The organism is Comamonas testosteroni (assembly GCF_014076415.1).
Classification (GTDB): Bacteria; Pseudomonadota; Gammaproteobacteria; order Burkholderiales; family Burkholderiaceae_C; genus Comamonas; species Comamonas testosteroni_F.
The window spans coordinates 2,602,382-2,619,950 of sequence record NZ_CP043568.1; the positions used below are offsets into that span (position 1 = coordinate 2,602,382).

Consider the following 17,569-nt stretch of genomic DNA (forward strand, 5'->3'; position numbering starts at 1 on the left):
GCAAGTGCGGCCCTGCCTGCCTAGGCGGGCCGGCTTTCGCCCTGCAGCAGCGGATTGCGCGAAAACAGCTCCACCACCCAGTCCACAAAGGCGCGTACCTTGGCGCTGAGGTGGGAGTTGGGCGGATAGACCACGTAGATCGGCAGCAGGGGGTGCTTCCAGTCCTCCAGCACGCGTTGCAGCTGTCCGTTTTCCAGGTACTTGTGAATCTGGAAGCGGCTGAGCTGTCCTATGCCCTGACCGGCAAGGATGGCGCTGATATAGGCATTGCCTTCGTTGATACCCAGGTGGGCGGGACTGGCGATCTCTATCACTTCGCCGCCCTTGTGGAACTCCAGCGGATAGCGCCGCGCCGAGACCGGGGAGAAATAGATCACGTTGCGATGGCCGGACTCCAGATCGCGCGGATGCCGGGGCACGCCGTGGCGCTGCAGATAGTCGGGGGCGGCAACGGTGATGAATTCCAGATTGCCGATGCGGCGTGCCACCAGGGACTGGTCGGCCAGCTCGCCGCCACGGATCACGCAGTCCACGTTGTCGCTGATCAGGTCCACGGTGCGGTCGCTCACGCCCAGATCGATCTGTATCTCGGGGTAGCGGGACTGGAACTCGCTCAGATGGGGAATGATGAGCAGACGCGCCACCGTCGTTCCCACATCCACGCGCAGGCGCCCGCGCGGCGTGGTGCGCGCCTGGCTGACGCTGGCCTCGAGATCGTCGAAGTCGGCGAGCAGGCGCACGGCACGGTCGTAGTAGGCCGCACCATCGGCGGTCACGGTGACGCGACGCGTGGTACGGTTGAGCAGCTTCACGCGCAGGCGCTCTTCCAGCGCCTGAACGTTCTTGGTCACACTGGCTTTTGGCATATGCAGCGAATCGGCTGCACGCGTGAAAGTGCCGGCTTCCACGACCCGCGCGAAAATACGCATGGCCTGTATCTGATCCATGGGATCTCCTTGTCCTCGCGAAAACCCGGACTCGCCGAGGATGCGGGATTCTCACACACAGCTCACCCCGTCATTGTTCGAGAATTGGAAACAGTGTGGCCGCGTTTGCGGGGTTTATGCCGTCAATTGCTGTTGCTACATTTCTGTTCCATCACCCGGTCCTGTCCGGAAAATCCATGTCAAACACCAAAGCCACCGCATTGCAGCCGATTCCTCATACCGACACCACGATTTCCGTGGCCGACGGTGTGCAGGCCGATGTGCGCATATACGGCGGCAAGCGACGCGGCGAAGTGGTCCCGCTGGTGCTGCATTTCCATGGCGGCGCCTTTGTGGCGGGGGATCTGGATAACGGCTGCACCGTCGGCAGCTCGCTGGAGGCGGCCGGGGCCTGTGTGGTGTCGCTGGCCTATCCGCTGGCACCCGAGCATCCGTTTCCGCGTCCGCTGGAGCTGGGCTACGAGGTGCTGCTGTGGGCCTACAAGCAACGCACCAAGCTGGCCGGCAAGGGCGCTCCGCTCTATCTGGCCGGTGAAGAGGCGGGCGCCAATCTGGCGGCCGGCGTCTGCATGATGGCGCGCGATCAGCAGCAGCCGCCACTGGCCGGGCAGATTCTGATCTCTCCCATGCTGGACCCTTGCTCGGCCACGCCTTCGCAGCGTGCCGCCCAGGGCGAATCCGTCGAATGCAAATGGGCTTCGGGCTGGTGCCAGTACCTGGGCGAGCCGCATGATGCGGAGCACCCCTATGCGGTGCCGGCGCGGGCCCGCCGCCTCGCGGGACTGCCGCCGACGCTGATTCTGGTCGGCGAGGCCGACCCCATGCGCGATGAGGCACTGAACTATGGCGCGCGGCTGGAAGCTGCCGGCCTGAGCGTGTTTCGCCATGTGTTTGCAGAAGCGGGGCAATGGCCGCAGGCGCTGCTGGAGCAGCCGCCCGAGTCCTGCCCTTGCGCCGCGCAGTTGCAGGAGCAGCTGCGCCAGTTTTTCGAAACCACCCGATGTCGGTTCTGAGCTGATCTTGCCCTGCCCAGATCGCTGACCTGATCCGTCCCTGTGGGTCGGACGCAGCACGGCTGCGCTTTTTTTCTTCTCTTCCTCATTCGATTCCTGGCCTGAGCGCTGGAAGGGATGAGTCATGCCTGCCGCCGAAAGAGCCGCTACCGCTTTCAACCCTTGAACCAAAGACATTGCCATGAACGAGCACTCCAAACTCTCCAATCGCCGCCGGTGGGCCGCCGCCGGCGTCGCCGCTGCCGTGATCGCCACGACCGCCGCCATGCTGGGCCTGCAGGCATCGCACGCGGAAGCGCCGGCTGCGCAGGCCGCCGCGCCGGCCGTGCCGGTCTCGGCAGCCCAGGTTCTGCAGCAGGACGTGACGCTGTGGAATGAATTCTCCGGCCGCCTCGAAGCAGTGCAGCGCGTGGATGTGCAGCCGCGCGTCTCGGGCGCAGTGCAGGCCGTGCATTTCAAGGAAGGTGCGCTGGTCAAGGCCGGTGATCTGCTGTTCACCGTGGACCCGGCTCCCTATGTGGCAGAAGTCGATCGCGCCGAAGCCCAGGTCGTTGCCGCCAAGGCGCGCATGGCTTATACCCAGAGCGAGTCCGAGCGCGCCACGCGTCTGTGGGACGAGCGGGCGATCGCGCAGAAGGAATACGACGAGCGCGTGAATGCCCGGCGCGAGGCTGATGCGAATCTGCGCGCCGCCCAGGCGGCGCTGCAGACCGCCAAGCTGAATCTGGGCTACACCCAGGTCAAGGCTCCGGTGAGCGGGCGCGTGGGCCGCATCGAGGTCACGGTGGGCAATCTTGTGAGCTCGGGAGCCGGAGCGCCGGTGCTGACCACCCTGGTGTCGGTGGACCCGATGTATGCCAGCTTCGATGCCGACGAGCAGATCGTGGCCCAGGCGCTGCAGGGTCTGCAAAGCGCAAGCCAGGGACGCAGCACGCGTGCGCTGATTGAAACCATTCCCGTGCAGATGGGTGTGGGCACCAGCGGCGGCACACCCTATGCCGGTCATCTGCAGCTCATAGACAACCAGGTCGATGCCAAGAGTGGCACGGTGCGTGTGCGCGCCGTGTTCGGCAATGTGGACGGCACGCTCATGGCCGGCCAGTTCGCGCGGATCCGCATGGGTCAGCCACAGACCACCCAGGCCGTGCTCATCAACGAGCGCGCCGTGGGCACGGACCAGAGCAAGAAATTCGTGCTGGTGATTGGCGCCGACAACAAGGCCGAGTACCGGGAGGTGCAACTGGGCGCGCCGGTGGACGGCCTGCGCGTGGTCACTTCCGGCCTCAAGGCCGGCGAGCGCATCGTTGTCAACGGACTGCAGCGTGTGCGCCCCGGCGTGGTGGTCGCGCCGCAGGACGTGCCCATGGACGCCAAGGCCGAGCTGGCCGACGGCCGCGGCGCCGCCAAGCAGCCCACGGTCTGAGAACCCTTAATCCTCCGACACCATGAACCTTTCCCGATTTTTCATCGACCGCCCGATTTTTGCGGGTGTGCTGTCGGTGCTCATCTTTCTCGCTGGCCTGATCGCCATGCGAACGCTGCCGATCTCGGAATATCCCGAGGTCGCTCCCCCTTCGGTGGTGGTGCGAGCCCAGTACCCGGGCGCCAATCCCAAGGTGATTGCCGAAACCGTGGCCACGCCGCTGGAGGAATCCATCAACGGCGTGGAAGGCATGCTCTACATGGGCAGCCAGGCCACGACCGACGGCGTGATGACGCTGACCGTGACCTTCGCCCTGGGCACCGATCCCGACAAGGCCCAGCAGCTGGTGCAGAACCGCGTCTCCCAGGCCGAGCCGCGCCTGCCCGAGGAAGTGCGCCGCCTGGGCATCACCACGGTCAAGAGCGCGCCCGACCTGACCATGGTCGTGCACATGGTCTCGCCCAACGGGCGCTATGACATCGACTATCTGCGCAACTATGCCGTGCTCAATGTGAAGGACCGTCTGGCGCGCATCCAGGGCGTGGGCCAGGTGCAGATCTTCGGTGGCGGCGACTATTCCATGCGTGCCTGGCTGGACCCGCAGAAGGTGGCGCAGCGCGGTCTATCGGCCGCCGACGTGGTGGCCGCCATCCGCGGACAGAACGTGCAGGCCGCGGCCGGTGTGGTCGGCGCCTCGCCCGGCCTGCCCGGCGTGGACATGCAGCTGTCCATCAATGCCCAGGGCCGTCTGCAGACCGAGGAGGAGTTCGGCGACATCATCGTCAAGACCGGTGCCGACGGCGCCGTGACGCGCCTGCGCGACGTGGCGAGGCTGGAGCTGGGCGCGGCCGACTATTCCCTGCGCTCCCTGCTCAACAACGACCCCGCCGTGGGCATGGGCGTGTTCCAGGCCCCGGGCTCGAACGCCCTGGAGATCTCGGCCAATGTGCGCTCCACCATGGCCGAGCTGCAAAAGCACATGCCCGAGGGCGTCGAGTTCCGCATCGCCTACGACCCCACGCAGTTCGTGCGTGCCTCCATCAAGTCCGTGGTCCAGACCCTGCTGGAAGCCGTGGCCCTGGTGGTGGTGGTGGTGATTCTGTTCCTGCAGACCTGGCGCGCTTCCATCATTCCGCTGCTGGCCGTGCCGGTGTCGGTGGTGGGGACGTTTGCCGTGCTGCACCTGCTGGGCTTTTCCATCAACGCGCTGAGCCTGTTCGGCCTGGTGCTGGCCATCGGCATCGTGGTGGATGACGCCATCGTGGTGGTGGAGAACGTGGAACGCAACATCGAGGCCGGTCTGTCGCCGCGCCAGGCTACCTACCGTGCCATGCAGGAGGTGAGCGGGCCCATCATCGCCATCGCCCTGGTGCTGGTGGCCGTGTTTGTGCCGCTGGCCTTCATCAGCGGCCTCACGGGCCAGTTCTATCGACAGTTCGCGGTGACCATCGCCATCTCGACGGTGATCTCGGCCATCAACTCGCTGACCCTGTCGCCTGCGCTTTCCGCGCTGCTGCTGCGCGGCCACGATGCTCCCAAGGACGCACTGACACGCGGCATGGAGCGGGTGCTGGGCGGCTTTTTCCGCCGCTTCAATGCCTTGTTCCGCCGCGGCTCCGATGCCTATAGCGGCGGCGTGCAGCGCGTCATCGGTCGCAAGGCGCTGATGCTGGTGATCTATGCCGTGCTGGTGGGCGCGACCTGGGGTCTGTTCAAGCTGGTGCCCGGCGGTTTCGTGCCGGCCCAGGACAAGCAGTATCTGGTCGGCTTTGCCCAGCTGCCCGATGGCGCCACGCTGGACCGCACGGAAGACGTGATCCGCCGCATGGGCGAGATCGTCAAGAACAATCCCAATGTGGAAGACGCCATCGCCTTCCCCGGGCTGTCCATCAACGGCTTCACCAACAGCTCCAACTCGGGCATTGTCTTTGTCACGCTCAAGCCCTTTGCCGAGCGCACGCATGCCGACCAGAGCGGCGCTGCCGTGGCGGGCCAGCTCAACCAGGCCTTTGGCAGCATCCAGGAAGCCTTCATCGCCATGTTCCCGCCACCGCCCGTGGCTGGCCTAGGCACGACCGGCGGCTTCAAGCTGCAGATCGAGGACCGTGCCTCGCTGGGTTACGACGCCATGGACGCGGCCGTCAAGGCTTTCATGGCCAAGGCCTACCAGACGCCGGAGCTGGCAGGCCTGTTCACCAGCTGGCAGGTCAATGTGCCCCAGCTCTATGCCGCCATTGACCGCACCAAGGCGCGCCAGCTCGGCGTGCCCGTGACGGATATCTTCGAGACACTGCAGATCTACCTGGGCAGCCTGTACGCCAACGACTTCAACCAGTTTGGTCGCACCTACAGCGTGCGCGTCCAGGCCGATGCCGCCTACCGGGCGCGCGCCGAGGACGTGGGCCTGCTCAAGGTGCGCTCCACCACGGGCGAGATGGTACCGCTGTCGGCGCTGATGAAGCTCGAACCCAGCTTCGGGCCAGAACGCGCCATGCGCTACAACGGCTTTCTGGCCGCCGATGTGAATGGCGGGCCTGCGCCCGGCTTTTCCTCGGGCCAGGCCCAGGCAGCCGTCGAACGCATTGCCGCCGAAACCCTGCCGCCCGGCATAGGTTTCGAGTGGACCGAACTGACCTACCAGGAAATCCTGGCCGGCAATTCCGCCGTGCTGGTGTTCCCCATCGCCATCCTGCTGGTCTTCCTGGTGCTGGCGGCGCAGTACGAAAGCCTGACCCTGCCGATTGCCATCATCCTCATCGTGCCCATGGGCCTGCTGGCCGCCATGACCGGCGTGTGGCTGAGCGGCGGCGACAACAATGTGTTCACGCAGATCGGACTCATCGTGCTGGTGGGACTGTCGGCCAAGAACGCCATCCTGATCGTGGAGTTCGCCCGCGAGCTGGAATTTGCCGGCCGCTCGCCCGTGCAGGCCGCCATCGAGGCCAGCCGCCTGCGTCTGCGCCCCATCCTCATGACCTCGCTGGCCTTTGTCATGGGCGTGCTGCCCTTGGTGCTGTCCACGGGCGCGGGAGCCGAGATGCGCAGCGCCATGGGCGTGGCGGTGTTCGCCGGCATGATCGGTGTGACGGCCTTTGGCCTGTTCCTCACGCCCGTGTTCTACGTGGTGCTGCGCCGCCTGGCCGGCAACCGTCCGCTGCAGCAGCATGGCAGCCATGTGGCGCCGATCAGCGAGCCGGGTCACGGCGCCTCGGTCCTGCCCATGCCTGCTGCGCCGCGCGGCCATGACGAATAAGCCCAATCAACCATGGATTCCGATATGAAAACGATGCAAGGCATTCGATCCCTGATGCCGTCCCTGAGCGCGCTGGCGGCAGCCCTGGTGCTGGCGGGTTGCGCCAGTGCGCCGCCCACGGTGGCCGAGCATGCCGGCATTGCCGTGCCCGCTAGCTTCAGCGCCCAGGCCGCAGCCGCAGGCTGGACGCAGGCTGCCCCGGCCGAGGCCCAGCCGCGCGGTGCCTGGTGGCTGGTATTTGCCGACACCGAACTAAGCGCTCTGGTGGAGCGTGCGGGTGAAGCCAACACCGATGTGCAGACCGCTGCGGCACGTCTGGCCGAAGCGCGGGCACTGCTGCGCTCGGCCGATGCGCAGCGCCAGCCGCAGATCGCGACCGGGGGCGGTGCCGCCCGTCAGGCCGGAGTGAACACCGCGAACGGCATGCAGCCCGCAACCCTGGTCACGGCCGGCTTGAACTTCTCCTACGAAGCGGATCTGTTCGGCAGGCTGTCGCGGGCCAGCGAAGCGGCACGCGAGGATGCCAATGCACGCGAGGCCTTGCTGCAGAGCACGCGCCTGATGGTGCAGGCCGATGTGGCCCAGACCTATCTGCAGCTGCGTTCGCTGCAGACTGAGCGCCAACTGGTCGAGCAGAGTCTGGCGGCCTATCGCGAGACTCTGACGCTGATCGAGAAGCGCTACCGTGCCGGCGATGCCGCCGAGCTGGATGTGGCGCGCATGCAGACCGAGGTTTCGGCCACCGAGGCCGAGACGCTGGCGCTGGAGCGCCAGCAGGCGGCCCTCACGCATGCGCTGGCCGTGCTGGTCGGCGATGTGGCCAGCGGTTTTTCGCTGGCTTCGCAGCCGCAGGCGGCAACGCTGCCCGTGATTCCGGCAGGCGTGCCCGCCACGGTGCTGGCACGCCGCCCCGATGTGTCGGCGGCCCAGGCATCGGTGCTGGCGGCCCAGGCGCGCGTGGGCGTGGCCCAGGCCGCGTGGTTTCCCGCCATCACGCTCACGGGCAATGGCGGCTATGCCTCGCCGGAGCTCGGCGATCTGTTCAAGTGGTCTGCGCGCTCCTGGGGCATAGGCGCCTTGCTGTCCCTGCCCATCTTCGACGGCGGCCAGCGCGCTGCGCAGGAAGAGGGCGCCCGTGCGCGCCTGGAGGCCGCCGTGGCAGCCCAGCGCGGCCAGGTGCTCGCGGCCTTCCGGGAGGTCGAGGATCAGCTCAGTGCCTTGCGCCTGCTCTCGGGCCAGGCCCGTGTGCTGGGGCAGGCCGTGCAGTCTTCCGAGCGGGCCACGCACCTCTCGGATGTGCGCTATCGCAACGGTCTGGTCAGCCAGCTGGAGCTGCTGGATGCGCGCCGCAACGAGCTGCGTAACCGGCGCCAGGCCTTGCAGGTGCGTACTGCGCAGTACACGGCCACGGTGGCCCTGATTCGTGCACTGGGCGGAGGCTGGGGCAGCGGCGAGCCGCAGGCGGCTCGCGGATGAGGCGATAGCTGCGCTGTCCGCCCTGGCGGCCGGTTTGCCGGCTTGTGACGCCTGCTGCTCAGCCAGCCGGTATTTGCAGCGCCCGGACAGGCTCAGCGGTTTGATGGGCATCAAGGCAAGACTTGAGGCACTGGCGGTGCAGGCGCCAGTGGTGCTAGATTCATTGGCGGTCCATGTGGATCGTCAATGGATGCTTCATGAACATCACTTTTCACGGTGCGGCGCAGTCGGTCACGGGGTCCTGCTTTCTGGTCGAGGCGCATGGCTGTCGCTTTCTGATCGACTGCGGCATGGCCCAGGGCGGCCGCGAGGCTGACGAGCACAACCAGCAAGCCTTTGCCTTTGATGCCGCAGGCCTGGACTTCGTCGTTCTGACCCATGCGCATATCGACCACAGCGGCCTGCTGCCCAAGCTCGTGGCCCAGGGCTTCAAGGGCCCTATCTATGCCACGCTGTCCACCAAGGACTTGCTCGAGGTCTTGCTCAAGGACAGTGCCCATATCCAGATGATGGATGCCGAGCGTGCGGCGCGGCGTCGGCGTGAAGGCCGGGGGCGTGAGCGCGAGCTGACGGTTCCTCTGTATTCGCTGGCCCATGTGGCGAGCACGCTGGAGCAGGTCCAGGCCAGGGCCTATGGACAGAGCTTCGAACCCCATCCTGCGGTGACGTTACGTTTTCAGGATGCCGGGCATATTCTTGGCTCGGCCATTGTGGAGCTGTGGCTGGCAGATGGCCATGGCGGCACGCGCAAGCTGGTGGCCAGCGGCGATCTGGGCCAGCCGGGGCGGGTGATTCTGCGCGATCCCACGCCGATCATGGACGCCGATGTGCTGCTCATCGAGTCTACCTATGGCGATCGGCAGCACAAGAGCACGGGCGATACCCTGGAGGAGCTGGTCGATGTGGTCACGCGCACGGTTCCCCATGGCAATGTGGTCATCCCGGCATTTGCCGTGGGGCGCACGCAGGAGCTGCTCTATCACTTTCTGCAGCTGATCCAGCAGCGACGCCTGCCGCCGGTAGAGATATTTGTGGATTCGCCCATGGCGGTTGCGGCCACCGATATCACGCTGCGGCACTTCGGCGTGTTCGACGAGGAGGCCAGGCAGTTGCTGGGCAGCGTCAGGAGACTCAAGGAGTCGCCGCACATTCATTTCATCAGCGATGTGGAGGACTCCATCAAGCTCAACCGCATCAAGAGCGGCGCGGTCATCATCTCGGCCAGCGGCATGTGCGATGCGGGGCGGGTGCTGCATCATCTGAAGAACAATCTGTCGAGGCCCGAGTGTGCGGTGGTGATCTGCGGTTTTCAGGCTGAAGGTTCGCTGGGTCGCAGGCTGGTCGACGGTGCCACGCTGGTGCGCCTGTTTGGAGATGAGGTCGAGGTCCGTGCCGGCATCCATACCCTGGGTGGCTTTTCGGCCCATGCCGACCAGCAGGCCCTGTTGGACTGGGCGGCCGCGTTCACCCGCCCACCGCAGCAGACCTTTGTGGTGCATGGGGAGCCGCATGCCTCCCTGGCCTTGGCCACGCTGCTGCACGAGCGCCTGCATTTCTCGGTGCGGGTTCCGCAGCCGGGCCAGGTCTTCGAGTTCTAGAACCTGCCAGGAGTCTCCGAGATGCGGAATCCTCCTTGCGCGCGGCCTGTTGCATGATGTTCTGGAGGCGAAGCCTGATGCCGGTCGAGGCCGGTTTCGCGCAGCGGCTTTTCGGCACTACGCTGGATGAACTGCTGCCCGGCATGCGTCTGCATGTGCGGCGTCTGGGCGATACCAGGCGCGCGCTCTCCCTGGGCGGCGGGCGCATCTATCTGCCGCGCAGCTTTTTTGAGCACCGGGACCCGCATGAGCCGCTGCGGCTTGCCCACCCTGTGGTGGCAGGCGTCTTCGCCCATGAGTTGCTGCATCAGTGGCAGCGCCTGCAAGGCAGGGCGGTGACCTGGGAGGCGTTGGGCCTGCATCTGCGTGCGGCATGCCTGCGGCACAATCCCTATCACTATCAGGCCTGTGCAGATCCGCATCAGATGCTGAAGTGCTTTCTGGACGCAAGCGTGGAGCAGCAGGGGCAGATCTGGCAGGACCATGTTCAGGCCCTGGTGCAGGGCCAGCCGCTGGCCTGCATGTGCCTGATTGCCGAGCATGTGCTCAAGGCTCAAACTGGCCAATCCAGGTCGGGCCGAGCCAGAAAAGGCTAGGCAGCCGGGTTGAGTGCGGCTATGAGATCGTGTTCGTCCACATCGCGCGCCGCGCCGAAGCCCGCGACATGCCTGCCGCCTTGCGGCGTGATGCAGACAAAACGAAAGTCGCCCAGCGCCGTCATGGGCTCGGCTTCGGGAAAGCGCGTCAGATAGCTGGCACGGGCGCCTTGCCACAGGCCGCTGTCGCGCGGGGGCGTGGATGCCACGCCCCGAATGCTGATGCGCTCCAGCGCATGCACAGCTTCGCCAGCGGACTCTGGCCTGCTCACCAGCAGGCTGACGGCAGGATGCTGCTCCATGGCCTGTGTATGACTGGCCAGCGCACTGACATGCAGTATCAGGCAGCTGAATTCGCCACTCCAGGCCCAGGGCACCAGCGACAGGCCCGGGGCGGGGAGATATCCGGGGGCTGATGAGCCGGCCTGCGGCTGAACGGCCAGTGCGGCGGTACGCTGACTGGCGAGTAGCTGGCGCAGCGACTGCTGCAGGCGCGATTCATGAGGCATTTGCGCATGGTAAGCCAGTGCGCGGGGTCGGACCAGCTTGAGCCGCGTCAGGCCGCGCCGACCGTCACCTGCGTGACCGACTGTTGGGGCCATCCCGGATGCCGGGCCGAGGTTGCAGGCCTAGTCTTGCGGACTGATTAGTCCACCCGGACTATGTATACGCTTTTCTGATTGCCTGACTCATGCCCGCTCACCACAAGTTTTGGCCCAATCGGCTGCCACATTCCATCACCGTTCCCGTGACCAGTGTCTGGGAAAACCTTGCTATCAATGCCCGGCGTTATCCGGACAAGGCCGCGCTGGTGTTTCTGGGGCGCACCACGACCTACAGGCAACTGTGCGAGGGTACGGAGCGCATGGCCGCCTATCTGCATGGCCTGGGCGTGCAGAAAGGCGACCGCGTCATCGTGCTGATGCAAAACAGCTCGCAACTGGTACTGGCGCATTACGCCATTTTTCGAGCCAATGCGGTAGTTGTACCGGTCAACCCCATGAATACGGCGGAGGAGCTCAAGCACTACATCACGGATTCGGGCGCCAAGGTGGCCATCACCACGGCTGATCTGGCGCCGGAGCTGGCCAAGGCCAGCAATGCCTTGCCGCAGTCCGAAGCATTGCAGCACTTGCTGGTCACCCGATTCACCGACGGTTTTGATGCCGATGTGCAAGGGCCGGATGCACCGCCCGAAGCCTGGCGCAACTGGCTGCTGGGCGAGCGCGAGCCTGCCAGCCTGAACCACGGCCAGGTCCATGCCTGGACGCAGGCCCTGGCCTGTAGCGAGCTGCCGCCACCGCATACCGCGGGTCGTGACGACCTAGCCTTGCTGCCCTATACCAGCGGTACCACGGGCCAGCCCAAGGGCTGCATGCACCTGCACCGCAGCATCAACCACAACGCCGTCTCCGGTGCGCTGTGGGGCACGGGCACCAGCGAGAACGTGGTGCTCGCCGTCGTGCCCATGTTTCACATCACGGGCATGGTGTCCGTGCTGCACAGCGCCATCTACGTGGGGGCGACGCTGATCATCATGCCGCGCTGGGAGCGTGAGCTGGCCGGGCGCCTGATCTCGCACTATCAGGTCACCAGCTGGACCAATATCCCGACCATGGTGATCGATCTGCTGGCCAGCCCCAACTTCGCGTCCTTCGATCTGTCCAGCCTCAAATACATCGGCGGCGGCGGCGCCGCCATGCCCCAGGCCGTGGCCCAGCGACTGCTGGAGCAGTACGGCCTGCGCTTTTGCGAGGGCTATGGTCTGACCGAAACCGCCGCACCTTCACACAGCAATCCGCCCGACCATCCCAAGCAGCAATGTCTGGGCATACCCTTCATGAGCACCGATGCGCGCGTGATCAGCCCCGACACGCTGGAAGAGGTCGCCCAGGGGGAGCAGGGCGAGATCGTGGTCAACGGCCCCGAGGTGTTTGAAGGCTACTGGCAACGTCCCGAGGCGACCGAGCAAAGCTTTATGGAGCTGGATGGCAAGCGCTTTTTCCGCACCGGGGACCTGGGGCGCGTGGATGAGGATGGCTACTTCTTCATCACCGACCGGCTCAAGCGCATGATCAATGCCAGCGGCTTCAAGGTATGGCCGGCCGAGGTGGAATCGCTGATGTTCCGCCATCCCGCGATTCAGGAGGCCTGCGTGATCTCCGCCAAGGATGCCTATCGCGGCGAGACCGTCAAGGCCGTGGTCGTGTTGCGTGCCGGCCATGAGACTACGACGGCAGAGCAGATCATCCAGTGGTGCCATGACAATATGGCGGTCTACAAGGCACCGCGCCTGGTGCAGTTCGTGACGGCTTTGCCCAAGAGCGGCAGCGGCAAGGTGATGTGGCGAATGCTGCAGGAGCAGGAAGCCGCAGTCTGAAGTGCAAAGAGGGGGAATGGCGGAAAGCAGCTGGAGTCGAACCAACCCGGGAGCGGCTGACGCCCCCCACCGGGTTTGAAGCCCGGCCGCGCCACCGGGCACGATTGCCTTCCTTGGAGTCAAGAGTGGCAGCTGTCACTCTTGTAGAAGATAGGACAGTGATTGTAGCCACCAATCCGGCACTTGATGACAAGCTGCACGACAATGCCTCATGTCACGGTCTACTCTGATTTGATAGCTTGTAGCGTACGCTGGATAAGGAATCTGAATTGATTTCTACCTGTTTTCCTTTCAGGCTCAGCGTGGCGTGCTATTCCAATGCACATCAGGGCGCAGCAGATGGGCGTCGCGCACGCGGCGTGTGTAGCCGGTGCGGTCGAAGAATTCGAGAATCTGGATGGCGCGCTTGCGGCCCAGACCAGTGGCATCGCGGAATGCGCTGGCCTCCACTTCTCCCCTGGCGTGCCGGCTGGCGATGTCGGCAACCAGGGCGGCGAGTTCATCCATGCGCGCCGGTGCATAGAACAAATCCTTGACGACCTGGAACAGCTGGCCCTGGCGCGAAAGCTTTTTGAGCAGCTGGCGCACCAGTTCTTCGCCTGCGGCATGGTCGCGCGCCAGATCGCGCACCCAGGGCGGGTCATAGCGGCCTGCCGCGATGGCGGGCAGCAGTTTTTCGGCCAGCGTCTGCTCGGCACTGCTCAGTTGCACGCTGTGCTGCGGCAAATGCAGCCAGGCGCCGGTGCTGGCTAGCAGCTTGCTGCTGAGCAGGGCATCGAGCAGGCCTTGATAGAGTGCGTCGTAGCTGCCTTGCTGCAGGCCGGGCAAGGCCATGCGCCTTAGCCGGGCCGCGTTGACGCCGGGCTCGTCGGGCGATTTTTCGTGAAAGCGCGCCAGACTGTCGATGAGCTGGTTCTGCAACTGCTGCCAGCGCTGCAGGCCCAGCACCAGGGTATCGCCGCCTGCGATGGGCAACTGGATGGTGTCGGCAAGGCTGCCCTCGGAGAAGGCATGGCCGCTCAGACGCACCAGCTGCGAACGCGCAATGCCGTGCGGAGCCTGGGCGACCAGAGCCCTGAAGTCGCTGCGGGCTATGAGCTGCTCCATGGCGTCGAGGTAGGCCATGCGTTCTGCGCTGCGGCGCTTGCGGCTCGGGGCATAGGGGTCGAGCACCATGCCGCCGGCGATGGTGCGACTGGCCTGGGCGTTGCGCAGAATCAGGCGGTCGCCGGGCAGGGCGAAGACCGGTGCATCCAGCACCAGTTGCACGCGGGCCTCGGTACCGGGCTCTATGGCGTCGTCCTGCAGCAGGGCGACATGGCCTGTGGTGCGCTTGGTGCCAAGGTGCACATGGACAGGCGTCCACTGGGCCAGCGAGGGTGCTTCGCTGAGCAGATGCAGATGAATGTCGAGGCGATCCGTGGCCTGCAGCAGGCGCGGGTCCATGATCCAGTCGCCGCGTTCGATCTCGTCCTTGCCTATGCCTGCCAGGTTCAGTGCGCAGCGCTGGCCGGCGACGCCGCTGTCGCTGCTCTGGTTCTGTGCATGAATGCTGCGCACGCGCACGGTCTGACCGCTGGCAGAGTGTGCTAGCGTATCGCCCACCCGCACCTGGCCGTTGAAGACCGTGCCTGTGACCACCGTGCCCTGTCCCGGCAGCGTGAAGACGCGGTCCACGGCGAGCCGGAACAGGCCGTCCCGGGGGCGAGCCTGCATCATCTGGGCCTGCACCTGCAGATGTTCGCGCAGGACCTTTACGCCGGCGTTGCCGGGTTCTGCAGCATTGGTCTCGAAGATGGGGCTGCCCGCCAGCGCAGTGACGCCGAGAATGGCGTTGATTTCACGGTGTACGTCGGCAATGCGCTGCGGCAGAACGCGATCGACCTTGGTCAGCGCCACGCTGCCACGCCTGACACCCAGCAGCTGCAGAATTTCCAGGTGCTCTATGGTCTGGGGCATCACGCCGTCGTCGGCAGCCACGACCAGCAGGGCGTGATCAATGCCTACGGCACCGGCGGCCATGGTGTGGACGAATTTCTCGTGGCCCGGCACGTCGATGATGCCCAGCACATCGCCGTTGGGAAGCGGGCTGTAGGCATAGCCGAGTTCTATGGAGATGCCGCGGGCTTTCTCTTCCTTGAGGCGGTCGGTTTCCACCCCCGTGAGCGCACGCACCAGCGTGGTTTTGCCGTGGTCGATATGGCCTGCGGTTCCGATGATCATGGTGTGCTTGTAGTCTTGATAGCTGCTGGCGCTTGTGTCTCAAGCGATGCAAGGTGTTTCTGTATAAATTCCGGGGGCGGGGCCATGGGGCTGGCTCAGGCCAGCAGCGGCAGTTGCGCGGCAAACAGTGCCTGGGCCGGGTTTTCCAGGCAGCGCAGATCCAGCCACAGCGCATCGTCATGCAGCCGCCCGATCACCGGCCGCGGCAGGCCACGAAAGCGCGCTTCGAGCCGGGTCAGCTGCCGACCCGCCTGCTTGCCGCTGGCCGGATAAATCCTGAGGCCGAAGCTGGGCAGGTTTTCCACGGGAAGGGCGCCGCTGCCGATCTGGCTGTTCATGGCAGCGGTCTCCACCACATAGTCCTGGCCCAGTGCCTGCTGCAGCAGAGGCTGCAACTGCTCGGCCTGGGTCTGCATGTCGCTGGCCTTGCGCGTGAACAGGCGCAGCGTGGTCAGCTCCTGGGCGAGCTTTTCGGGGTTCAGGTACAGGCGCAGCGTGGGCTCCAGTGCCGCCAGCGTGATCTTGCCCACGCGAAGAGCGCGCTTGAGCGGATTTTTCTTGATTCTGGCGATCAGCTCCTTGCGGCCCACGATGATTCCGGCCTGCGGACCGCCAAGGAGCTTGTCACCGCTGAAAGTGACGATGTCGGCGCCGGACTCGACCGTCTCGCGCACCGTGACTTCATAGGGCAGGCCCCAGTCGCGCATGTCGATCAGCGTGCCGCTGCCCAGGTCGACAATCATCGGCAGATTGCTGTCGTGCGCAATGCGGGCGACATCGGCGTCGGTCACTGCCTTGGTAAAGCCGGTGATGGCGTAGTTGCTGCAATGCACCTTCATGAGCGCGGCCGTGTTCTCGCCTATGGCCTCTGCATAGTCTTTCTCATGCGTGCGGTTGGTGGTGCCGACCTCGACGAGCCGGGCGCCGGCGCGGGTCATGACATCGGGGATGCGGAAGGCTCCGCCGATTTCCACCAGCTCGCCGCGCGAGACCACGACTTCCCGGCCCGTGGCCATGGTGGACAGCACCAGCAGTACGGCAGCAGCGTTGTTGTTGACAACGGTGGTTGCTTCGGCACCGGTCAGCTCGCAGATCAGCGACTCGACCAGGTCGTCGCGATCGCCGCGGCCGCCGTCTTCAAGGTCATATTCCAGATTGGCCGGGGCGCTCATGGCCTGCAGCACGGCATCGATCGCGGCCTGCGGCAGCAATGCGCGGCCCAGGTTGGTGTGCAGCACCGTGCCGGTGAGATTGAAGACAGGCTGCAGGCGTGGCGCAAACCGGGCCTGAAGATGGCGCTGTGCAGCTTGCACAATGCTGCCGATGTCGGCCTGCACGCTCTGGCCGGGCTGATCGGCAAAACCCAGGAGCCGCTGGCGCAGTCCCGTCAGCACATCGCGGACTGCCTTGGTGCAGGCGTCCAGGCCGTAGGACTCGCGCAGCACCTGCATCTCGACCGCGAGCAAGACCTTGTCCACGGCGGGAAGCTGGGAGGGGTGCGAAATTTCAGGGGCGGTCGCTGCGGTATTGCTCATGGCCAAGGTGTGTCGGGTCGTCGAAAAAATGAAAAAGGCGGCAGGAGTTCCTGCCGCCTTCATTATGGTGGCGGTTGGAGCCGGCAGGTTTACGCCGCAGGGTCCACCAGTTCGTGGTCGGCCTCGCCTTGCTGCTCTTCGGCCACGGCCACAAACAACAGAGGATTGGCGCTGGCGCGCTGGAACTGGGTCTCGCTCATCAGCAGATCCAGCATCAGGCTGGCCAGATCGTCGACCAGGGGTTCGACCATGGGGTTTTTTTCCTGATTCACGATCTTGCGGTAGCTGCCGCATTCGTCGCAGGTCTCGGCCAGAACTTCTTCGCCCGCACCGTCAATGCCCTGGTAGTGGATGCCCTTGGTCGATTCGCAGTGTGTGCACTTGACACGAACCATATGCCATTCGCAGGCACAGGTGCCGCAATGAGCGTAGCGGTGACCGGCCATTTTGCCGCCAATGCGGATGACGCTGGCCACAGGCTCGCTGGCGCAGACGGGGCAGATGCTGGCGGGGTCTGTGTATGGAACGTCTCTGGGGCTGAGTTTGGACGAACGCTTGGCGAAAGCCACCTGCAATGCTGCCATGATGAAAGGGGCCAGGCCCACATGGCGTGCGGCTACTTCTTTTTGCAGCAGCTTTTTGGCAATGTCTTCTCGGGTTTCGGGCTCGAGCGCGCGTAGTTCCTTGAGCAGGGGCTGCAGGGGCTCGGGCAGACCCTCGCTGCTTTGCAGCGTGTCGAGCATATTGTCCAGCACTGTCTGCCAGACGGGATCGATGTTGTCCACAGCAGGCAGCAGGGGCATGGAATGCTCCTGGGCGCGTGCCATCAGGGTGGCATCGGCGAGTTCGACTTCCACGGCGCTCACGGCCTTGTGCTGTGCGTCCATGATCTGGGCCACAAACAGCAGATAGTCTGCAATGGGGTTGCCGTTGGCCAGCTGGCGCAGGCGTGCAGCGCGTTCGGCGAACAGACTGCTTACCTGGGGCAGCAAGATGCGGGGAAAGCTGGTGTGATCCAGTGCTTCGATTTCACCGGGTTGAAGAATGCGTTGCATTGACAGGGTTTCCAAATGAATCAGCCGCCGAGCGCCGATAAACGCTTGGCGGCTGGGTTGTTAGGGGAGA

Annotated in this window: 12 protein-coding genes and 1 tRNA gene; 7 read left to right on the top strand and 6 right to left on the bottom strand. The window is 65.1% G+C overall.

Features of this window, described 5'->3' with window-relative positions:
* Positions 1–20: 20 nt before the first annotated feature.
* Positions 21–947: a LysR family transcriptional regulator gene (locus F0P97_RS11835; protein ID WP_182286866.1), complete on the bottom strand. Its 927-nt coding sequence runs from the start codon at positions 945–947 to the stop codon at positions 21–23.
* 176 nt (positions 948–1,123) lie between these two features.
* Between F0P97_RS11835 and F0P97_RS11840 the strand changes: the two genes are divergently transcribed.
* From F0P97_RS11840 to F0P97_RS11865, 6 genes are all read left to right on the top strand, one after another.
* Positions 1,124–1,960 carry an alpha/beta hydrolase gene (locus tag F0P97_RS11840; protein WP_182286867.1) on the top strand — a complete coding sequence of 279 codons (837 nt, stop codon included), beginning with the start codon at positions 1,124–1,126 and terminating at the stop codon, positions 1,958–1,960.
* 181 nt (positions 1,961–2,141) lie between these two features.
* Positions 2,142–3,383 carry an efflux RND transporter periplasmic adaptor subunit gene (locus tag F0P97_RS11845; protein WP_182286868.1) on the top strand — a complete coding sequence of 414 codons (1,242 nt, stop codon included), beginning with the start codon at positions 2,142–2,144 and terminating at the stop codon, positions 3,381–3,383.
* Positions 3,384–3,405: 22 nt separating this feature from the next.
* Entirely contained in the window at positions 3,406–6,636 is a 3,231-nt protein-coding gene (locus tag F0P97_RS11850; protein WP_182286869.1) for an efflux RND transporter permease subunit, read from the top strand.
* A gap of 12 nt (positions 6,637–6,648) precedes the next feature.
* Entirely contained in the window at positions 6,649–8,112 is a 1,464-nt protein-coding gene (locus F0P97_RS11855; RefSeq protein WP_182286870.1) for an efflux transporter outer membrane subunit, read from the top strand.
* A 197-nt stretch (positions 8,113–8,309) separates the two neighbouring features.
* Entirely contained in the window at positions 8,310–9,710 is a 1,401-nt protein-coding gene (locus F0P97_RS11860; RefSeq protein ID WP_182286871.1) for an MBL fold metallo-hydrolase RNA specificity domain-containing protein, read from the top strand.
* A 77-nt stretch (positions 9,711–9,787) separates the two neighbouring features.
* On the top strand, positions 9,788–10,306 hold the full coding sequence (locus tag F0P97_RS11865; protein WP_182286872.1) for a hypothetical protein: 519 nt from the start codon (positions 9,788–9,790) through the stop codon (positions 10,304–10,306).
* Here the strand turns inward: F0P97_RS11865 and F0P97_RS11870 are convergent.
* A complete protein-coding gene (locus tag F0P97_RS11870; protein WP_182287186.1) occupies positions 10,303–10,815 on the bottom strand; it encodes a pyridoxamine 5'-phosphate oxidase in 513 nt (170 codons plus the stop codon). The genes F0P97_RS11865 and F0P97_RS11870 overlap by 4 nt on opposite strands.
* A 182-nt stretch (positions 10,816–10,997) precedes the next feature.
* Here F0P97_RS11870 and F0P97_RS11875 point away from each other — a divergent pair, with 182 nt between their 5' ends.
* Positions 10,998–12,686, top strand: a complete 1,689-nt coding sequence (locus F0P97_RS11875) for a long-chain fatty acid--CoA ligase (RefSeq protein WP_182286873.1) — start codon at positions 10,998–11,000, stop codon at positions 12,684–12,686.
* A 17-nt stretch (positions 12,687–12,703) separates the two neighbouring features.
* Here the strand turns inward: F0P97_RS11875 and F0P97_RS11880 are convergent.
* The 4 genes from F0P97_RS11880 to fdhE all read right to left on the bottom strand — a co-directional run bounded on the left by F0P97_RS11880 (position 12,704) and on the right by fdhE (position 17,499).
* Positions 12,704–12,799, bottom strand: a tRNA-Sec gene (locus tag F0P97_RS11880).
* Positions 12,800–12,983: 184 nt separating this feature from the next.
* Positions 12,984–14,909 carry a selenocysteine-specific translation elongation factor gene (selB, locus tag F0P97_RS11885; protein WP_182286874.1) on the bottom strand — a complete coding sequence of 642 codons (1,926 nt, stop codon included), beginning with the start codon at positions 14,907–14,909 and terminating at the stop codon, positions 12,984–12,986.
* A 95-nt stretch (positions 14,910–15,004) separates the two neighbouring features.
* Positions 15,005–16,444, bottom strand: coding sequence for an L-seryl-tRNA(Sec) selenium transferase (gene selA, locus F0P97_RS11890; protein WP_182286875.1), 1,440 nt, complete (start codon positions 16,442–16,444; stop codon positions 15,005–15,007).
* Positions 16,445–16,533: 89 nt separating this feature from the next.
* A complete protein-coding gene (gene fdhE / locus F0P97_RS11895) occupies positions 16,534–17,499 on the bottom strand; it encodes a formate dehydrogenase accessory protein FdhE (RefSeq protein ID WP_182286876.1) in 966 nt (321 codons plus the stop codon).
* Between the last annotated feature and the right edge of the window lie 70 nt (positions 17,500–17,569).